Origin of the sequence: Paenibacillus sp. FSL H3-0333 (assembly GCF_038002805.1) — a bacterium.
Classification (GTDB): Bacteria; Bacillota; Bacilli; order Paenibacillales; family Paenibacillaceae; genus Paenibacillus_AQ; species Paenibacillus_AQ silagei.
The window spans coordinates 2,403,684-2,420,096 of record NZ_JBBODG010000001.1 but is presented as its reverse complement, the minus strand read 5'-3'; the positions used below and the strand labels follow the sequence as shown (position 1 = coordinate 2,420,096).

The window sequence follows — 16,413 nt, the reverse complement described above, 5'->3', positions numbered from 1 at the left end:
CTCCTTCTCAGGCGTTCGGCTTGAACGTCAGACAACAGGTTGCGGACGAGGTTCCGGCATGATCATGATGATTACCCGCCGTCAGCTCCTCTGCGTATTCCTCCATGTAACGGCTGCCTGCATGCTGATCGATCTCAATGACAATTTCCTCGGCACGGCACAGGTTCTGTTCTCCCCAAAAATGACAGTTGCTTACACTACACTTCACAAGCGGTTTTGTCATAATGATCACCTCGTCATGTATTATGCCCGCTGTGAATTCTGGATATGCGGCTAAGGGCTGCCTGCCTTAAGACGACAAAAAAGACCGCCCCAAGCAGCCATATCGGCAGTTGGGACAGTCTTTTACAGAAATAGAAATATAGACCGGAGAATGGATTACACCTGATTCTGCATCCGCTTCTCTGTCAAATAATCATTCTCATAATAAGTCAGATCATCGCGCAATTCTTCATAGACCTTGGTGATCTCCATAATGATATCGCGTGCCGGACGCACAGGCTTCTTACGGAAACGGATCGCATCCTGACCGGTATAAGCGTAACGTCCATCCTCCGAATAACTCTCATTCTTAGGATAGAAGAAGTTATTAACTCCTAGATGATATACATTATATAGCGCTTTTTGCGCGAAAGGTTCATCGAAGGTAGCGCGGCGCAATGCAAGCCCAAGCTTCTCATAAGACATTTCCGAGAACACCAGCAGATGGCGGAGATCGGACAAGAACCCCCGATAGAAATGCAGCGTTTCTTCATCCTCTTCGGTAACAAGCTGCGGAAGTGCATGCTCATTCAGGAACAGTTCCATTTTGTCGATAACGGATTTAAGCTTCTCTCTCGTCGATTCACACAATTTCTGCACACTTACTGCTGACATGGCGGTTGCTCCCCCTTATTGTTCCTTGCATTAGTAGTTGTTAATGACACTTAGACATTGCAGTTGTACTCTCTTGATAGTATCACAAAATCTCCTAAGCCTCCACCGTACGGATACCGGAAAAGAATCCTTCTTCTAAAAAGAAAAGTACAAGCCCCGGAAGGCGCTTTCTTTTTGATATTAACATAAAACCAAGGACGGCGGTAGCCTTTTCGTAAGATGAATAAAACCAGCTTCAGCTCCGAACCCTAACAGGTATATGAAACGACAAGGAAGGAGCGGAAATCATGTCACGTAAAAATCTAACCGTCGCCGGTATAGTCACTGCCGCGCTGACCGTACTGCTGCTCACCTTCGCCCTGCGGCCGGAAGGCAGCGGCGGCACCCTTCGGCAAGCGTCTGTGCCTAATCCCTCTCAGGAAAAAGTGATCAAGAAAACCACCCTTGTGCAGGATGTAGCGGCCACTGACAAATTGAACCGAGTCGATGTGCACAGACATCTGAGCACACTGCTGGCCGATATGCATCATGCTTCCCCTGAAGCTATCTCAGCTTATGCCGAGAGCCTTCAGCAGGGGCACGGGCATATTACCATGCTGATGATGGTTGATTTCAACACCCGTAAGACAACCACCTTCAAATCTGCGCTGCCGGAAGGAACCGACCAGGAGAATAAGCAGCTGCTTCATTATCTGAACACCGCCAAATCTGCGATTAAAGGCCACCAATCCTATGAATCCCCCTCGTTCATCATCGGCGACAAAAAGTATTATTTCGTGGCCCAACGAAACCGGGAGGGACAAGTGGCTGTCATCGCTCTGATTAACCAAAAGATTCTGGACCGCGTTGCGCTGCATCAGCTGAAGAATCTGCGGCTCATTCCGTACCCGAAGGAAGGCAAGTACCGGGTAGAATCCGTCCATGCCGATACCTTGAAGGACATCACGGTCAAGACCGGACATGACAATGAGAATGCCAGCCATTACTACGAGAATGAGATTGTCGTCCGCTTCCCGAATGGACATCCCACGGCGGCACAGCTTCAGACCATCGCTGCCGATATCCGCTGCAAGGAGCCGCGCAAGCTGGGGTATGCCTATATTTTCCGGTCAGACAAGATGAGTTACTCCCAGCTCAAGACTTACTTCGCCAATAAGTGGCATCCGCTGTACGCAGAGCCTCACTATATGTACTTAACCAATGATACGGTCAGTGAAAATACGGGAGCTAATGTGATTACCCCTAACGACCTGCTCTTCTCAACTTACCAGTGGAATCTGCCGGCGATTGAAACCCCGCAGGGCTGGAACCTGTCCAAGGGCAGCAAGGAGATCGTAATCGCCGTTGTGGATACCGGTGTTCAAGCGAACCACCCGGATCTGAAGGGGCAGCTGCTCAAGGGCTACAATGCGATTACCAGCGGCAGCACGCCGGATGACGATGTTGGACATGGCACTCATGTGGCCGGCATCATTGGAGCGTTAACCAATAATGAAGAAGGGGTCGCCGGCATCAGCTGGTATAACAAGATCCTTCCGGTAAAAGCGCTGGATAATTCAGGGGCGGGCACCACCTATTCGGTGGCCGAAGGCATTATCTGGGCGGCAGATCAGGGGGCTAAGGTGATTAATCTCAGCCTGGGCAACTATGCCGACTCGCAGTTTCTGCATGATGCGATTAAGTATGCCTATGACCGGGATGTAGTGATTGTCTCCGCTTCCGGCAATGACAATACGGAGCGGCCGGGATATCCCGCAGCCTATGAAGAGGTGATTGCAGTCGCCGCAACGAATGCGGCGGGAGAGCGTGCTTCCTTCTCCAATTACGGGGATTACATCGATGTGGCTGCACCCGGGGAGAGCATTGCCAGCACCTATCCCGATAATCAGTATGCGGCGTTATCCGGCACCTCGATGGCCAGTCCCCATGTAGCGGCGCTGGCCGGACTGGTGCGCTCCTTGAACCCTGCGCTGACGAACAAGGAAGTGACCGCGCTCTTGACCTCTAATGCCATCGATCTGGGCACCGCCGGCCATGATAAGTATTACGGCTGGGGCCAGGTGGATATCTACCGTACCCTGCAGGCGGCAGGAGGAGGCCAGGTTCCGCTCCAGCTGTTCCCGCAGCAGGTCGGCAAACAGCTCGATTCTATACAATAAGCTGCGCACGTTAGCTGTTAAGAGAGCAGATGCCGTTCCAGCAGCAGCAGGAACCGGCGGAGTCCGCGCTCCATCCCCTCCTGCGTCAGCTGCGAATAGCTCAGCCGGATATGCCTGGAGGGTATATCCCCGGCATAGCAGACATCGCCCGGCAGGAAGGAGATCCCTTCCTGCTCGGCCAGAGCATGCAACTGCTCAATCCCGGGGGATTCCGGCAGCTGCAGCCACAGATTCAGCCCGCCCCCCGGCAGCTGCCAGGTTACCCCGGCCGGAGCATTCTGCTTCAGCAGCCTCGCTGCCGCCTCCTGGCGGACACGCAGCGCTGACCGTAGCTTCGCTGCGTACTCGTCATAATGGCGCTCGATGAAGGGCAGCACTGCCCGCTGGGTCAGCAGCGGACTGCCCAGATCACTGGCCGACTTGGCGGCGATCAGCCGGGAGAGAATATTGCCCTCAGCGGCGACACAGGCGATCCGGCAGCCGGGGGCAAGGACTTTGCTGAAGCTCTTCATGTAGACTACATGCCCGGCGGTATCCAGCGATTTAATGGACGCCGGGGGCGGCTGATGGAAATACAGGTCACTGAACGGATCATCCTCCACAATGAGACAGCGGTAGCTGCGGGCAAGCTCCAGCAGGCGCTGTCTTCTTGGCATGCTCATTGTGACCCCGCTCGGATTCTGGAAGGTCGGATTGGTATAGATGAGCTTAGGCGGCCTCCGGTCACACATCGCTGTAAGCCGGTCCACGCGCATGCCGTCCCCGTCCATCGGAACGAAGATCATCTCAGCCCCCCGCCCGGCAAAAACATCAATCGCCCCCGTATAGCTGGGCGCCTCCAGATACACCGTATCCCCCGGACCGACAAAGGTCCGGGCGACCAGATCGATCCCCTGCTGGGCGCCGCTTGTGATCATCAAATCATCCGCGCCCAGCTGGATTCCCCGGTTCTGCAGGTGCCTGCGCATCACCTCGCGCAGCTCCAGGTCACCCTGGAAATTACCATAGGTGGCCATCAGCTCAGGCTGCTCCTTCACAAGTGCAGCCATGGTCGTGCCAATCGGCCCGAGCGGAAGCAGGCTGCTGTGAATGGAGGCCAGATGAAAGGGATAGTCCACCTCAGAATAATCGAAGTTACGCCAGAGCTGGGCCCGTGGCAGATAGTCATCATAACCGTCCTGCCACCTTGCTTCTGCCCCTTGCCTGCTCCGGTCCCGTTCTGCCACATAGCAGCCCTTCCCCTGGCTGCACAGAATATGTCCGCGCAGCTCCAGGTCAGCATAAGCCTTGCTTACCGTTACCTGGCTTACCTTCAAGGAGGAAGACAGACCTCTAACGGACGGTAGCCGCGTGCCCGGCTGGAGCAGTCCCGAGGTGATCCGCTGCGCGATCGTCTCACTGATCTGCCGGGGCAGCGATTTGTCACCGCTGCGGAGTAAATCAATATGCATGGTCCGTCTCCTCCCAACTGTTATATTTATCGCTTTACTGTTATACCGCTATACCGTTATGATACTACAAAATTCAGAATAGCAGGGAGCATGAATATGAAGATCAACTATGCGGATATGACGAACCATCTGGGGTCCTCCGCAGTCCGCGATATCCTTAAAATCACACAGGGCAAGGACATCATCTCGCTTGCCGGCGGGCTGCCTGCCGAAGAACTGTTTCCGGCAGAAGCGATCCGGGAAGCTTACAGCCGAGTTCTGAGCGGCGACAGTTCTGCGCTGCAATACGGACTGACAGAAGGCTATCTTCCGCTGCGTGAACAGCTTGCCGCCAGACTGGGGCAACAGGGCATCCCTGTCTCCTCCGATGAAATGATCCTCACTACCGGCTCCCAGCAGGCCATAGATCTGCTCTGCAGAATTCTGCTTGATCCTGGAGACACAGTACTTGTAGAGGCACCGACCTATCTCGCCGCCTTGCAGGTACTGGGTTCTTACCGAGCAGACATCCAGGTTGTAAAGAGCGATGAGGAAGGGCTGCTGCCGGAGCATCTCGAAGAGCAGCTTCGCACACACCGGCCTAAGCTCCTCTATGCCGTTCCCACTTTCAATAACCCTTCTGGCGCAACCTGGAGCAAAGTACGCCGTGAACAAGTGGTGGAGCTATGCCGGAAATACGGTGTGCTGATGCTGGAGGATAATCCTTACGGAGAGATTAGATTCGATGAATCCCTGCAAGCGTATCCGCCTACCCTCGCAGCCATCGACAGGAATCTGGGCGGGGATACCTGCGTAGTCTATACAGGTACTTTCTCCAAGATCGTAGCTCCGGGACTGCGGACAGGCTGGATCGCTGGTCCCGCCGGGCTGATCAGGATGATCGCCAGAGCCAAGCAAGCCGCCGATCTGCACTCCAGCACCATCGATCAGCGCGCCCTGCATGAGCTGCTGCTGTCCTTCGACCTTGAAGCCCATATCCGGCTGGTCTCCCTCGAGTACAAGTCACGGATGAAGCTGCTCTCGGCAGAGCTGGCTTCACAGAGCTGGCAGGATACATCCTTCCTGGAGCCGCGCGGCGGCATGTTCCTGTGGCTAAGCCTGCCTGCCCGGATACATACCGCCGAGCTGCTGCCGCTTGCTGTGGAGCAAGGGGTTGCCTTCGTTCCGGGCGAAGTTTTCTATTCGGAGCAGCCCCTGAAGAACACGATGCGCCTGAATTTCACCCATACCCGGCCGGAGCTGCTGCCGCTTGCGGTGCGGCGCTTGTCCACCGCGCTGTCCCGGTATGAGGAGCGTTTGTTGCCGTTGTAACGGAATCTGCTTAATGAACATGGGAACATCCACTCTGGCGGCGTCTGCGAAATGGCTTTTTCGCAGAGGTCGTCTTGTGCAGGAACTCCTCTTTCAAAGCCCTCATTTATAAAGCTATGTGAACTGAGAAGATGTTATTTTGCTAAAGAAACAGCTTTCTACTCGTTACGGACTGAGGGGCCGCTATTGGGTCGCTGGGAACGCAAAATGAAGCAAAATTTGTTTGTTAAGGGCCACTGAGTCCGCATAGCTTACAAAATAGGCTCATTGCCCGAATTAACGGCTTTTGAGTCCGCGAGTGAAGAGGCTGAGGTATGATATGGACTTATGACAAAAAGGCGGCCCCCGAAGGAGACCGCCGTCTTATTGTCTGTATGTGTCATAACTAATTACTGCACTGTTCTTATAAAAGTTGTCAGTTAGGAAAGTTTGCCGTAAGCCGGGTTCTGTGCTCGTTGTGGTTCAGCCGGGAACTACCCTCCCACCATAAGCGACAATCATCTATCTAGGCCATACATTACTGCACAGCTCCAGCGACCAACCTAGACACGCCTCAGGCGAAGGCTGCGGCTTCCGTGAAGAAGACGCTGCGTCTCATTAGGTCTTGCTCCAGATGGGGTTTACCAGGAACGAAGTCACCAGCGTTCCTCGGGGTCTCTTACACCTCGGTTCCATCCTTGCCTGTGCCGCCCGAAAGCGGCCATCGGCGGTCCATTTCTGTGGCACTATCCTTCAGCTCGCGCCGACTGGACGTTATCCAGCACCCTGCCTTGTGGAGCCCGGACTTTCCTCCCGCATACGCTCTCACGCATACCGGCGATTGTCTGTCAAACTTTCCGAAACAACATTGTATATTATACAGATATGCCGCCCAGCGCACAAGTGTAAATAATAACAGCCTACAGGAATGTAAAAGGCTCGGTATCCGGCTGCGAGGCATGCACCGCCGTGCCGTACTTATGCTCCGTCAGCTTGCCGGCCAGAAACTCCGCTACCTTCACCTTCATGATCTTCTCCGCATTATGGCCCGGATCGATCAGGGCGATTCCCGCGAGGTGCGCATCCTGTGCGGTATGGTAATCGATATCGCCGGTCACCAGCACATCCGCTCCCTTGAAGATAGCGCTGCTGTAGTACTTGGCACCGGACCCGCCCATGACTGCCGCCTTGCGGACCTTGCGGTCCAGATCTCCAACTACCCGCACATTCTCCACATCCAGCCCGCGTTTGACCGTCTCAATGAACTCACCAAGCGTTGTTGGCTCCTTAAGCTTCCCTACTCTTCCAAGTCCAAGGCTGCGTCCCTTGAGGTCCATGGAATACAGATCATAAGCCACCTCTTCATACGGATGAGCCTTCAGCATGGCCTGTACCACCTTGTTACGGATCGTATGCGGCACAATCGTCTCGATACGGACCTCCTCAGCCCGCTCCAGCTTGCCAGGCGTGCCGAGATACGGGTCTGTGCCCTCCTGCGGAATGAAGGTGCCATAGCCTTCGATATTGAAGCTGCAATGGCTGTAATTGCCGATCCAGCCTGCCCCGGCATTCAGGATGGCATCCAGCACCTTCTGATGGTGATCCTTCGGTACGAATACCACCAGCTTGGACAGCTGTTCGGTATGAATATCCTTGATCGGTGCACCGTTCTCAATGCCCAGCGCCTCGGCCATCCAGTCGTTCATTCCGCCTTCGGCCACATCCAGATTCGTATGGCTGATATATACGGCAATGTCGTTTTTAATCAGCTTCTCATATAAGCGGCCTGCCGGGGTATCCGTCAGAATCCCTTTGATCGGCCGGAAAATCACCGCATGATGGGCAATAATCAGATTACAGCCCTTGGCAATCGCTTCGTCCACAATGCTCTCATTAACATCCAGCGCCACCAGCACCCCGGTGATTTCCTTCTGGAGACTGCCGACCTGAAGCCCGACATTATCCCATTCCTCAGCCAGATGCTTCGGAGCAAGCTGCTCCATGTATCCAATTACGGTCTGTCCTTTGGCAAACATTCCAGCACCTCCGCAATCCGTTTAATCTGATGCTTGATTCTGCTGCGCTTCTCCTCAGCCGCCTCCAGCTCCGAACGTGCGAGCGAGGCCAGGATGCTCTCCAGCTTGGAGATTTCACCCTGCCATTTGGCAGCGAATACTTCATTCGGCGCTTGCAGCAGCAGCGGTCCCATCTCCAGCAGCAGCGCCTGATCAAGGGCTACCTTTCCTGCTGCAAGCAGACGTCCGCTGTACAGCTCTTCATTCGTCCCCGCCGCTTCAGCGCCCTCAGGGACAGCGGTCAGGATCTCGTAGATTTTGCCGTCTTCCTCCAAAATATGCTCCGAGACCAGCACCCAGCTGTTAGCCAGCAGCCAGCGGCGCAGAATATCCTCGCCTACATTGGGCTGCAGCGCGAGCGTCTTCACCCCGGCCAGCTTGCCGAGCTTCTGCCCGCGGTCCAGAATCGCCGCGATCAGTGAGCCGCCCATCCCGGCAATGGTAATGCAGTCCGTTTCCCCCGGCTCCAGCACCTCCAGCCCGTCTCCGCGCCGTACAGCGATCTTTGCACCGAGTCCTGCTTCCGCAACACCACGACGCGCCGCTTCATAGGGTCCCGGATTTACTTCTCCGGCAATAGCCGAAGGCACCCGGCCGCTCTTCACAGCGGCGACAGGCAGCAGGGCATGATCTGAGCCGATATCGGCAAGTCTGCTGCCCGCAGGGACCTGCTCCAGCAGCAACTGAAGCCGGTCAGATAATTTTACGTTGTTCATGAGGCCACCCACGTTATCCATTTTTTTCTGAAGAGGAACAGCAGCGCAAGGCCCACTGCAATCTTCAGTATTAATATCAGCGAGGTCCATTCCGGGAATCCCGCTCTGAGCCATAGCGCATCCACCTCCGGCATCAGCCAGAGGGCAGCACCCGCCCCCAGGTACACCCCAGAGACCCCGCTAACCTTGTGATACATCAACCAGCTCATCCAGATCATAAGCACACACAGCGGAAGCCAGAGCAGCTCCAGCTCCAGAAGAGAGGCATCCGGCCGGACATGTCCGAAGAATCCTGCATAGAGCAGAGCCCAGAAGGCATATCCGCAGAAATGAAGCAGCCCGATGCGCAGAAAAAAACCAAGCACACACCACAGCAGCCCGCAGGCCGCAATCAGCAGCGGTGTCCAAAAATCAGCATCCAGCTTATGCAGCTCAATGAGCCACAGTCCGAATCCCAGCGTTAAAATGCTGCCAATTCCCGCCAGCATCAGACTGATTGTCTTGTTGCGGTTCAGGTAAATCGCTGAATATCCATAACAAATAATTAGGACACTGAGCGCTGTTGCAAGTTGCAAAGGCCAGGGAAAAACGCTAAAATAAAGACTAATCAAGAAAATCAAGGAAATAATTCCAAAACCAAACAGCCAAATTTTGATGCTTCCCTGCTGGAGATTCCGTAACGATACCGGATTGCTGTCCTTCACCTCTGCCTGATCATCATACAGATTAGTCAGGAAGTCACAATATTGCTCGGGCAAAAGCTTGCTTCTTCTCCAGTATTGAATTTCTCTTAATATAGTATCACGTTTCTCCAGGTTCAACCGGCATCCCTCTTTCCAGAACTTGCCATCACTACATTATAAGCTCCCGCACACGGCGGGGCTCCAGCATTGGTGAATCCCCTTGACAACATAATAAGACCTCCTGCCACCGTGCAGCAGAAGGTCCAGGTTGTAAGGTCTATTCGAGGAAATCCTTCAGCCGCTTACTGCGGCTGGGGTGACGCAGCTTACGAAGCGCTTTGGCTTCGATCTGGCGAATCCGCTCGCGGGTTACGCCGAACACCTTGCCCACTTCCTCAAGTGTTCTCGTCCGTCCGTCATCCAGTCCGAAGCGCAGGCGGAGCACATTCTCTTCACGCTCAGTCAGCGTGTCCAGCACATCCTCCAGCTGTTCCTTCAGCAGCTCATATGCCGCTGCATCCGCAGGCGCCAGCGCCTCCTGGTCCTCAATGAAATCTCCCAGATGCGAATCATCTTCCTCACCAATCGGTGTCTCCAGCGATACCGGCTCCTGGGCAATCTTCATGATCTCTCTAACCTTCTCAACGGTAAGCTCCATCTCCGCTGCAATCTCTTCCGGCGACGGCTCGCGTCCCAGCTCCTGCAAGAGTTGGCGGGAGACCCGGATCAGCTTGTTGATGGTTTCAACCATATGCACCGGAATACGGATCGTACGCGCCTGGTCAGCAATCGCACGCGTAATCGCCTGACGAATCCACCAGGTTGCATAAGTACTGAATTTGAAGCCTTTGTTATGGTCAAACTTCTCAACTGCCTTGATCAGACCCATGTTGCCTTCCTGAATCAGATCCAGGAACAGCATGCCGCGTCCGACATAACGCTTGGCGATACTGACCACGAGCCGCAGATTCGCTTCTGCCAGTCTCCGCTTCGCTTCCTCATCACCATTCTTGATCCGCATCGCCAGTTCCACTTCATCGTCAGCCGATAACAGCGGCACGCGGCCGATTTCCTTCAGATACATCCGGACGGGGTCGTTGATCTTGATCCCCGGAGGCAGCGACAGATCATCGTCGAAGCTGAAGTCGTCTCCTTCTTTGTCCTCATTGTCTTCGCTTGGACGGAGGCTGTTCACCTCTTCATCATTCTCATTGACAACCTCGATCCCCAGATCGCTCAGCTGCTCGTAGAATTCCTCCATCTGCTCGGGGTCTTGATCAAATGGCGACAATTTCTCCATGATATCTTTGTAATTAAGTGATGATCTTTTCTTCCCGTGATCAATAAGCTGATCCTTAACCTGATCCAGAGTAAATTCCGCTTCCAGTTCAGTGTGCTGATCGTTCGCCATAATTCGACTCCCTCCTCCCTAGGTACATCCTGTCAACAGCTCATTGTCTCTCTAGGGCTAAAATTTCACTTGCTATTTGTGCTGCACGCAAAAAGTCACCGGATTTCTCCGCCTGAATCATCTCTTCACGCTTGGGTTCAATTTTGCGCTGCAGAGGATACTTCCGCACTTCACGAATACAATCGTCCAGAACCTGGGTATTCCAGTCTGGAGGGGTATCCATCATGGAGATGGCCGTTGCGGTCTTCTCCAGACGGTCGTCCTGAAGCGATGATAGAAACCGGCTGATGCCGGGTGGTTTGCCTTGCGCATAATAAGCATATAGATAAGCGGCGATTGCCGCATGATCATCAATATTGAACTCTTCTCCGAGCCGTTCACCCACATAGGCCGCCGCTTCCGGATCTTGAATCATGAATGATAACAGGCGCCGTTCCGCAACATGGTAAGCAGGCAGTAAGGTAGGTGTCTGCACTTGCCCTTTTTTATGCCTACCATTATTCCACCTATTATCGTTATTATCCCCTTCGGGGATGTTTTTTTGCATGGAGGCCCGAAGTAAATTACAATCCTGCTTCAGACTGTCGTAAGACAGCTCAAGCTCGGAGGCGATTTCCCGTAGGTACACCTCCCGCTCCGTTGAAGAAGGGAGCCCGGCGATAATCTCCAGAGCCTCCTTGACATAGGCAATTTTGCCGTCTTCCTCTAGGAGTATATGGTTTTTTTTCAGATATATAAGCTTAAATTTGATGGATGACACGGCAGAGTCAATCACTTGTTCCCTGAATCTGTCCCCGCCATGCCGGGAGATGAATTCATCCGGGTCCAGACCGCTGGGAAGCAGGGCTACCTTGACCCGCAGACCGCTGGCTTCCAGGATAGGAATGGCCTTAAGGGCCGCAGCTTGTCCAGCCTTATCTCCATCATAGGCAAGCACAATCTCATCTCCAAGGCTCTTCATCAAGCCCACGTGACCCTCGGTGAGCGAGGTTCCCATCGTGGCTACCCCGTTCTGCACACCTGCCTCCCAAGCCGAAATGACATCACCGTATCCCTCGAACAGGACGATTTGCCGCGTTTTGCGGATGGATGCTTTGGACTGGTGCAGATTGTACAGAATGCGGCTTTTGTTAAATAACCGGCTCTCGGGAGAGTTCAGGTACTTCGGCTGCCCCTCCCCGAGAATACGTCCGGCGAAGGCGATCGTCTTGCCCATGCGGTTCGCAATCGGAAAAATAACCCGGCCGCGGAAGCGGTCCAGATATCCTTTGCCTTCCCCTCTGGCAGACAATAGTCCGCCCTTCTCCATCTCGGCGAGATCGAAGCTGCGCTTCTCCAGAAACTGCAGCAGCGTATCCCAGCGGTCCGGCGCGTAACCGATCTGGAACTGGTCAATCATTTTGTCGCTGAAACCCCGGGTTCTTAAGTAATCCATGGCGGCAGTGCCGTATTCCGTGTTTTTCAGCAAAAAATGATAAAACTTCGCCGATAATTCATACGCCTGAATCAGCCGGTCCCGCTCGGGATCGGGGGCAGCAAGCGCCCCGCCTCTCCCCTCAGGAACAGGGATATCACTCTCTTCCGCCATGATTCTGACTGCTTCGGGGAAGGATAATCCTTCGATTTCCATCCTGAATTTGATGGCATTTCCGCCCATACCGCAGCCAAAGCAATGAAAGACTCCCCGGTCAGGGGTGACAGTGAAAGAAGGGGACTTCTCCGAATGGAACGGGCAGAGGCCCCATAAATATTTACCCTGCTTGGACAAATGGACAACCTTGCTGACTGTATCGACAATATCATGCCGCGCCAGCACGTTCTCGATAACCTCTTCGGGAATAGGACCATGTCCGCTAGCCACTTCAACCACCTTCATCTCTTAACAGTTAAATATAATTCGCTATAGCTGGACATTCTCCTGCAAAATTGTTAAAAGTTTTGTCAGTTTATGTTGAAAAAGATTTTTTTCCTCTGCGGTAATCGCTTTGGGACCCTTGGAATAGTGCCCGCGCCTGCGTTCAACCGCCTTGGCATGCCTGCTCTCCAGCATAAAATCCATGGTAGAATTCTCATATTCCTGGCCCCGGTTTGAAAGTGCAAGGCAGCGTTTGCCCAGCGCCAGCGCCGCCAGTCCATAATCCTGCGTAATTACGATATCTCCTGCAGAAATATGATTGGCGATATAGAGGTCGGCACTGTCTGCCCCGCGGTCCACCTGAACCACCTTAACGCCTTCTTCCGCCCGCAGCACATGATCATAGGAGGAGACCATCAGCACCGGAAGCCCGAATTCGCGCGCCACGGTAATAATCTCCTGCTTAACCGGACAAGCATCCCCGTCCACAACAATCTTTCTTAGCCGGGAAGTTCCCAAGCTCACCTCACCAAATTCCTGTGTAATATATATTACGCTCAACCGTTCAAAAATCCTTCTTTGGTAAAGCATAAATACGGAACGAATGTCAACTTACGCATTGGCACCGTTCCGTATATTTATACCCTAAACCCTCGATCTATACCATAAAATCGTAAACATTACTTAAAACCTGCCTGAATTACCACACCAGCTTGCCGAAATCAGCAAACAACTTGGAGTCGGTATGAATGCCGGCCAGCAGCGCCAGACGGTTCGAGCGGACGGCTTCGTCTTCGGCCATAACCATAACCGAATCGAAGAATCCGGTAACGGATGCTTCAAGTCCTGACAGAATCTGCAGGGCCTCAGCGGCATGTCTGGAAGCAAGGGCTGCGCGGTAAGGCTCATGAATACTCTGCCAAGTCGCGTACAGCTTCTGTTCCGCTTCTTCCTTAAGCAGGGCCGGGTCGATAACTGCATCCTCCGGAGCTTTGGCGGCCAGATTGCTGACACGGGTCAGGGAATCCACAGTAATTTTGAAATCAGCCTGATCGGTTACGGCATTCATCAAAGCCAAACTTCTGCTTACTACATCAACGATATCATCAAATCCAGCCGCAAGCGCTGCATCTACAACATCATAACGTACATTGTTGTCGGCTAACAGGCGTTTGACGCGCAGACCGAAGAACTCGTACAGAGTTATACGCAGTTCAGGGGTGAAATGTTTCTCTGTACGGAAACTTTCATGAACTTCCAGTGCCGCTGCAAAAATCTCCTGCAGGCTTAGGCTCAGCTGATGCTCCAGTACGATCTGGACAATTCCTGCCGCCTGACGGCGCAGGGCATAAGGGTCCTGGGAGCCGGTTGGAATAATTCCGATCGAGAAGCAGCCGACAATCGTATCGATTTTATCAGCAAGGCTGACTACAAGACCTGCCTGTGTAGAAGGAACAGCATCTCCGGCGAAGCGCGGCTGATAATGCTCGAAGACCGCTTTGGACACCTGTTCTGCTTCCCCGGCCTTGCGGGCATAATCCTCACCCATCGTACCCTGCAGCTCAGGGAATTCACCCACCATTTGGGTAACCAGATCGAATTTGCAAATATCCGCTGTACGGCTCACTTCCGCAGCAGCCTCTGAAGACAGCTCAAGCTTCACCGCCAAGCGGTCAGCGATGGCACGGATGCGGCGCACTTTGTCACCTACACTGCCCAGCTCTTCATGGTAGACGATATTCTCCAGCTTGGCCAGAGCATCGTTAATCTGCAGCTTCTGGTCTTCTTCATAAAAGAATTTGGCATCCGACAAGCGGGCGCGCAGCACCTTCTCGTTCCCCTTGGCGATGACATCCAGCGATACCGCATTCCCGTTACGTACTGTTACGAAGAACGGCAGCAGCTTGCCGTCTTCACCAAATACCGGGAAATAACGCTGATGCTCACGCATCGAGGTGATCAGCACCTCCTGCGGAATATTCAGGAAGGCCGGATCAAAGGTACCGAACAGCACAGTCGGCGTCTCTACCAGGAACAGGACCTCTTCCAGCAGATCCTCCTTGATCGCAATCTTCCAGTTCTTCTCTTCCGCAAGCTTATGAATACCGCTTAGAATCAGCTCTTCGCGCTCCTTCACATCCACCATCACATGCTGGCTGCGCAGTGCTTCAACGTATGCAGCAGGCTCTGCGATCACAGCTTCTTCACCGAGGAAACGGTGGCCGCGGCTCACCTTGCCCGCCTTGACTCCGGTAATCGTAAGGTCAATGATCTCTTGGCCGAAGAGAGCTACCATCCAGCGGATCGGACGGACGAACTTGAAATCATAAGCGCCCCAGCGCATATTTTTCGGGAAGGTCATACTGCTGACAATGCCAGCCAGGCCTTCGGAGAGCAAGGAGGCTGTCTCGATGCCGGTGCTGCTCTTGGTCACATAGATGTATTCCACGCCAGCCAGTTCCTTGAACGTGAACTGCTCCGGCGTGGCGCCCTGACTGCGGGCAAAGCCTAATGCAGCCTTGCTCCATTCGCCGCTGGCATCCAGTGCGATTTTGCGTGACGGGCCTTTGACCTCTTCGCTTACATCCTCTTGACGCTCTGCGGCATCCTTCACCAGCACGGCAAGGCGGCGCGGTGTTGCATATGCACTGACGCCCTGATGACTGATCCGTGAGGCCTCCAGCCATTTCGCCGTTCTGTCCTTCAGTTGCTCCATCGCCGCGCGGATAAAGCGTGCAGGGATTTCCTCCAGACCGATCTCGAACAGAATATCCTTAGACATGGTCAGCACCTTCTTTCTTCAGCAGCGGGAAGCCCAGCTTCTCGCGTTCCTCCAGATATGTCGCCGCTACGGTACGGGCCAAATTGCGTACTCTCGTAATGAAGCCTGTGCGTTCCGTTACGCTGATTGCGCCGCGCGCATCCAGCAGGTTGAAGGTATGCGAGCATTTCAGCACGTAATCATACGCCGGGAAAACCAAATGATTCTCCATCGCCCGGCGTGCTTCCTCTTCGTAGGTGTTGAACAAGGTGAATAGCATTTTGACATCCGAGACTTCAAAGGTGTAGGTGGAATGCTCAACCTCCGGCTGATGGAATACATCTCCGTACGTCATGCCGTCTACCCACTCCAGGTCAAATACATTCTCCTTATCTTGAATATAGGAGGCCAGTCGTTCCATCCCGTAAGTGATCTCCACCGCTACCGGACTTGCTTCAATTCCGCCAACCTGCTGGAAGTACGTGAACTGGGTAATTTCCATACCGTCCAGCCACACTTCCCAGCCGAGACCCGCACAGCCCAGAGACGGATTCTCCCAGTTGTCTTCGACAAACCGCACATCATGCAGCAGGGGATCTACGCCCAGTGCCTTCAGGCTATCCAGGTACAGCTCCTGAATATTGTCCGGGGACGGCTTGATGATCACCTGGAACTGGTGATGCTGATACAGGCGGTTCGGGTTCTCCCCGTAACGGCCGTCGGACGGACGGCGTGAAGGCTCCACATAAGCAACCTTCCACGGCTCCGGACCCAAGGAACGCAAAAAAGTCATAGGGTTCATCGTGCCCGCCCCTTTTTCCGTATCATACGGCTGGACGAGAATACAGTTCTGGGCGGCCCAGAATTGCTGCAGGGTCAGAATCATCTGCTGAAAGTTCATAACTACCGGCTCCTTCGCTTTACAAGTGTGTACTGCCTCTTGCTTATGACTGGCTCTTGCTGCTGCGCGATGGAGGCGGCACCAGCTTCTATGTACCTGCGGTATATGATGGAAGAAGGATCTCCCCGCACAGCCACAAGCCAAAAAGCTCCCGCCCCCATGCCTGATGAACAGACATAGGGACGAGAGCTCAAATATGTTCTCCCGCGGTTCCACCCTACTTGATTACGCAAAA

Annotated in this window: 13 protein-coding genes and 1 other RNA gene; 2 read left to right on the top strand and 12 right to left on the bottom strand. The window is 53.8% G+C overall.

Annotated elements, in window-relative coordinates; all coding sequences use genetic code 11:
* Nucleotides 1-7: 7 nt before the first annotated feature.
* Nucleotides 8-223 carry a DUF1540 domain-containing protein gene (locus tag MHH78_RS10755; protein WP_076075861.1) on the bottom strand — a complete coding sequence of 72 codons (216 nt, stop codon included), beginning with the start codon at nt 221-223 and terminating at the stop codon, nt 8-10.
* Between the two features lie 155 nt (nt 224-378).
* Nucleotides 379-876 (bottom strand): YpuI family protein, encoded by a 498-nt coding sequence (locus MHH78_RS10750; protein WP_036724316.1) that lies wholly within the window; start codon nt 874-876, stop codon nt 379-381.
* Between the two features lie 287 nt (nt 877-1,163).
* Here MHH78_RS10750 and MHH78_RS10745 point away from each other — a divergent pair, with 287 nt between their 5' ends.
* Nucleotides 1,164-3,035, top strand: coding sequence for a S8 family peptidase (locus MHH78_RS10745; RefSeq protein ID WP_341167394.1), 1,872 nt, complete (start codon nt 1,164-1,166; stop codon nt 3,033-3,035).
* A gap of 17 nt (nt 3,036-3,052) precedes the next feature.
* Here MHH78_RS10745 and pdxR read toward each other — a convergent pair whose 3' ends face one another.
* Nucleotides 3,053-4,486, bottom strand: coding sequence for a MocR-like pyridoxine biosynthesis transcription factor PdxR (gene pdxR, locus MHH78_RS10740; protein WP_341167393.1), 1,434 nt, complete (start codon nt 4,484-4,486; stop codon nt 3,053-3,055).
* 96 nt (nt 4,487-4,582) lie between these two features.
* Between pdxR and MHH78_RS10735 the strand changes: the two genes are divergently transcribed.
* On the top strand, nt 4,583-5,797 hold the full coding sequence (locus MHH78_RS10735) for an aminotransferase-like domain-containing protein (RefSeq protein WP_341167392.1): 1,215 nt from the start codon (nt 4,583-4,585) through the stop codon (nt 5,795-5,797).
* Between the two features lie 420 nt (nt 5,798-6,217).
* Here MHH78_RS10735 and rnpB read toward each other — a convergent pair.
* From rnpB to glyQ, 9 genes are all read right to left on the bottom strand, one after another.
* An RNA gene (gene rnpB / locus MHH78_RS10730) (RNase P RNA component class A) lies at nt 6,218-6,633 on the bottom strand.
* 63 nt (nt 6,634-6,696) lie between these two features.
* The gene (locus MHH78_RS10725; protein WP_341167391.1) at nt 6,697-7,812 is read right to left on the bottom strand and encodes a Nif3-like dinuclear metal center hexameric protein; all 1,116 of its coding nucleotides are present in this window, start codon (nt 7,810-7,812) and stop codon (nt 6,697-6,699) included.
* Nucleotides 7,788-8,567, bottom strand: coding sequence for a tRNA (adenine(22)-N(1))-methyltransferase (locus tag MHH78_RS10720; protein WP_341167390.1), 780 nt, complete (start codon nt 8,565-8,567; stop codon nt 7,788-7,790). Before MHH78_RS10720 ends, MHH78_RS10725 begins: the two co-directional genes overlap by 25 nt.
* A complete protein-coding gene (locus tag MHH78_RS10715; protein WP_036724394.1) occupies nt 8,564-9,388 on the bottom strand; it encodes a hypothetical protein in 825 nt (274 codons plus the stop codon). The genes MHH78_RS10720 and MHH78_RS10715 overlap by 4 nt, the downstream gene beginning before the upstream one ends.
* A 139-nt stretch (nt 9,389-9,527) precedes the next feature.
* Nucleotides 9,528-10,661, bottom strand: coding sequence for an RNA polymerase sigma factor RpoD (rpoD, locus tag MHH78_RS10710; protein ID WP_036690273.1), 1,134 nt, complete (start codon nt 10,659-10,661; stop codon nt 9,528-9,530).
* 40 nt (nt 10,662-10,701) lie between these two features.
* Complete coding sequence (dnaG, locus tag MHH78_RS10705; protein ID WP_445668036.1) at nt 10,702-12,537, bottom strand: DNA primase; 1,836 nt, start codon at nt 12,535-12,537, stop codon at nt 10,702-10,704.
* A 24-nt stretch (nt 12,538-12,561) separates the two neighbouring features.
* Complete coding sequence (locus tag MHH78_RS10700; RefSeq protein ID WP_036724396.1) at nt 12,562-13,041, bottom strand: YaiI/YqxD family protein; 480 nt, start codon at nt 13,039-13,041, stop codon at nt 12,562-12,564.
* 175 nt (nt 13,042-13,216) lie between these two features.
* Nucleotides 13,217-15,298 (bottom strand): glycine--tRNA ligase subunit beta, encoded by a 2,082-nt coding sequence (gene glyS / locus MHH78_RS10695; protein WP_341167388.1) that lies wholly within the window; start codon nt 15,296-15,298, stop codon nt 13,217-13,219.
* Nucleotides 15,291-16,178, bottom strand: coding sequence for a glycine--tRNA ligase subunit alpha (gene glyQ / locus MHH78_RS10690; protein WP_036724333.1), 888 nt, complete (start codon nt 16,176-16,178; stop codon nt 15,291-15,293). Before glyQ ends, glyS begins: the two co-directional genes overlap by 8 nt.
* Between the last annotated feature and the right edge of the window lie 235 nt (nt 16,179-16,413).

Excerpts from the sequence above, each read along its gene's own strand:
- MHH78_RS10755 (WP_076075861.1), bottom strand. The coding sequence starts at position 223 with ATGACAAAACCGCTTGTGAAGTGTAGTGTAAGCAACTGTCATTTTTGG.
- MHH78_RS10750 (WP_036724316.1), bottom strand. The coding sequence starts at position 876 with ATGTCAGCAGTAAGTGTGCAGAAATTGTGTGAATCGACGAGAGAGAAG.
- MHH78_RS10745 (WP_341167394.1), top strand. The coding sequence starts at position 1,164 with ATGTCACGTAAAAATCTAACCGTCGCCGGTATAGTCACTGCCGCGCTG.
- pdxR (WP_341167393.1), bottom strand. The coding sequence starts at position 4,486 with ATGCATATTGATTTACTCCGCAGCGGTGACAAATCGCTGCCCCGGCAG.
- MHH78_RS10735 (WP_341167392.1), top strand. The coding sequence starts at position 4,583 with ATGAAGATCAACTATGCGGATATGACGAACCATCTGGGGTCCTCCGCA.
- MHH78_RS10725 (WP_341167391.1), bottom strand. The coding sequence starts at position 7,812 with ATGTTTGCCAAAGGACAGACCGTAATTGGATACATGGAGCAGCTTGCT.
- MHH78_RS10720 (WP_341167390.1), bottom strand. The coding sequence starts at position 8,567 with ATGAACAACGTAAAATTATCTGACCGGCTTCAGTTGCTGCTGGAGCAG.
- rpoD (WP_036690273.1), bottom strand. The coding sequence starts at position 10,661 with ATGGCGAACGATCAGCACACTGAACTGGAAGCGGAATTTACTCTGGAT.
- dnaG (WP_445668036.1), bottom strand. The coding sequence starts at position 12,537 with ATGAAGGTGGTTGAAGTGGCTAGCGGACATGGTCCTATTCCCGAAGAG.
- glyS (WP_341167388.1), bottom strand. The coding sequence starts at position 15,298 with ATGTCTAAGGATATTCTGTTCGAGATCGGTCTGGAGGAAATCCCTGCA.
- glyQ (WP_036724333.1), bottom strand. The coding sequence starts at position 16,178 with ATGAACTTTCAGCAGATGATTCTGACCCTGCAGCAATTCTGGGCCGCC.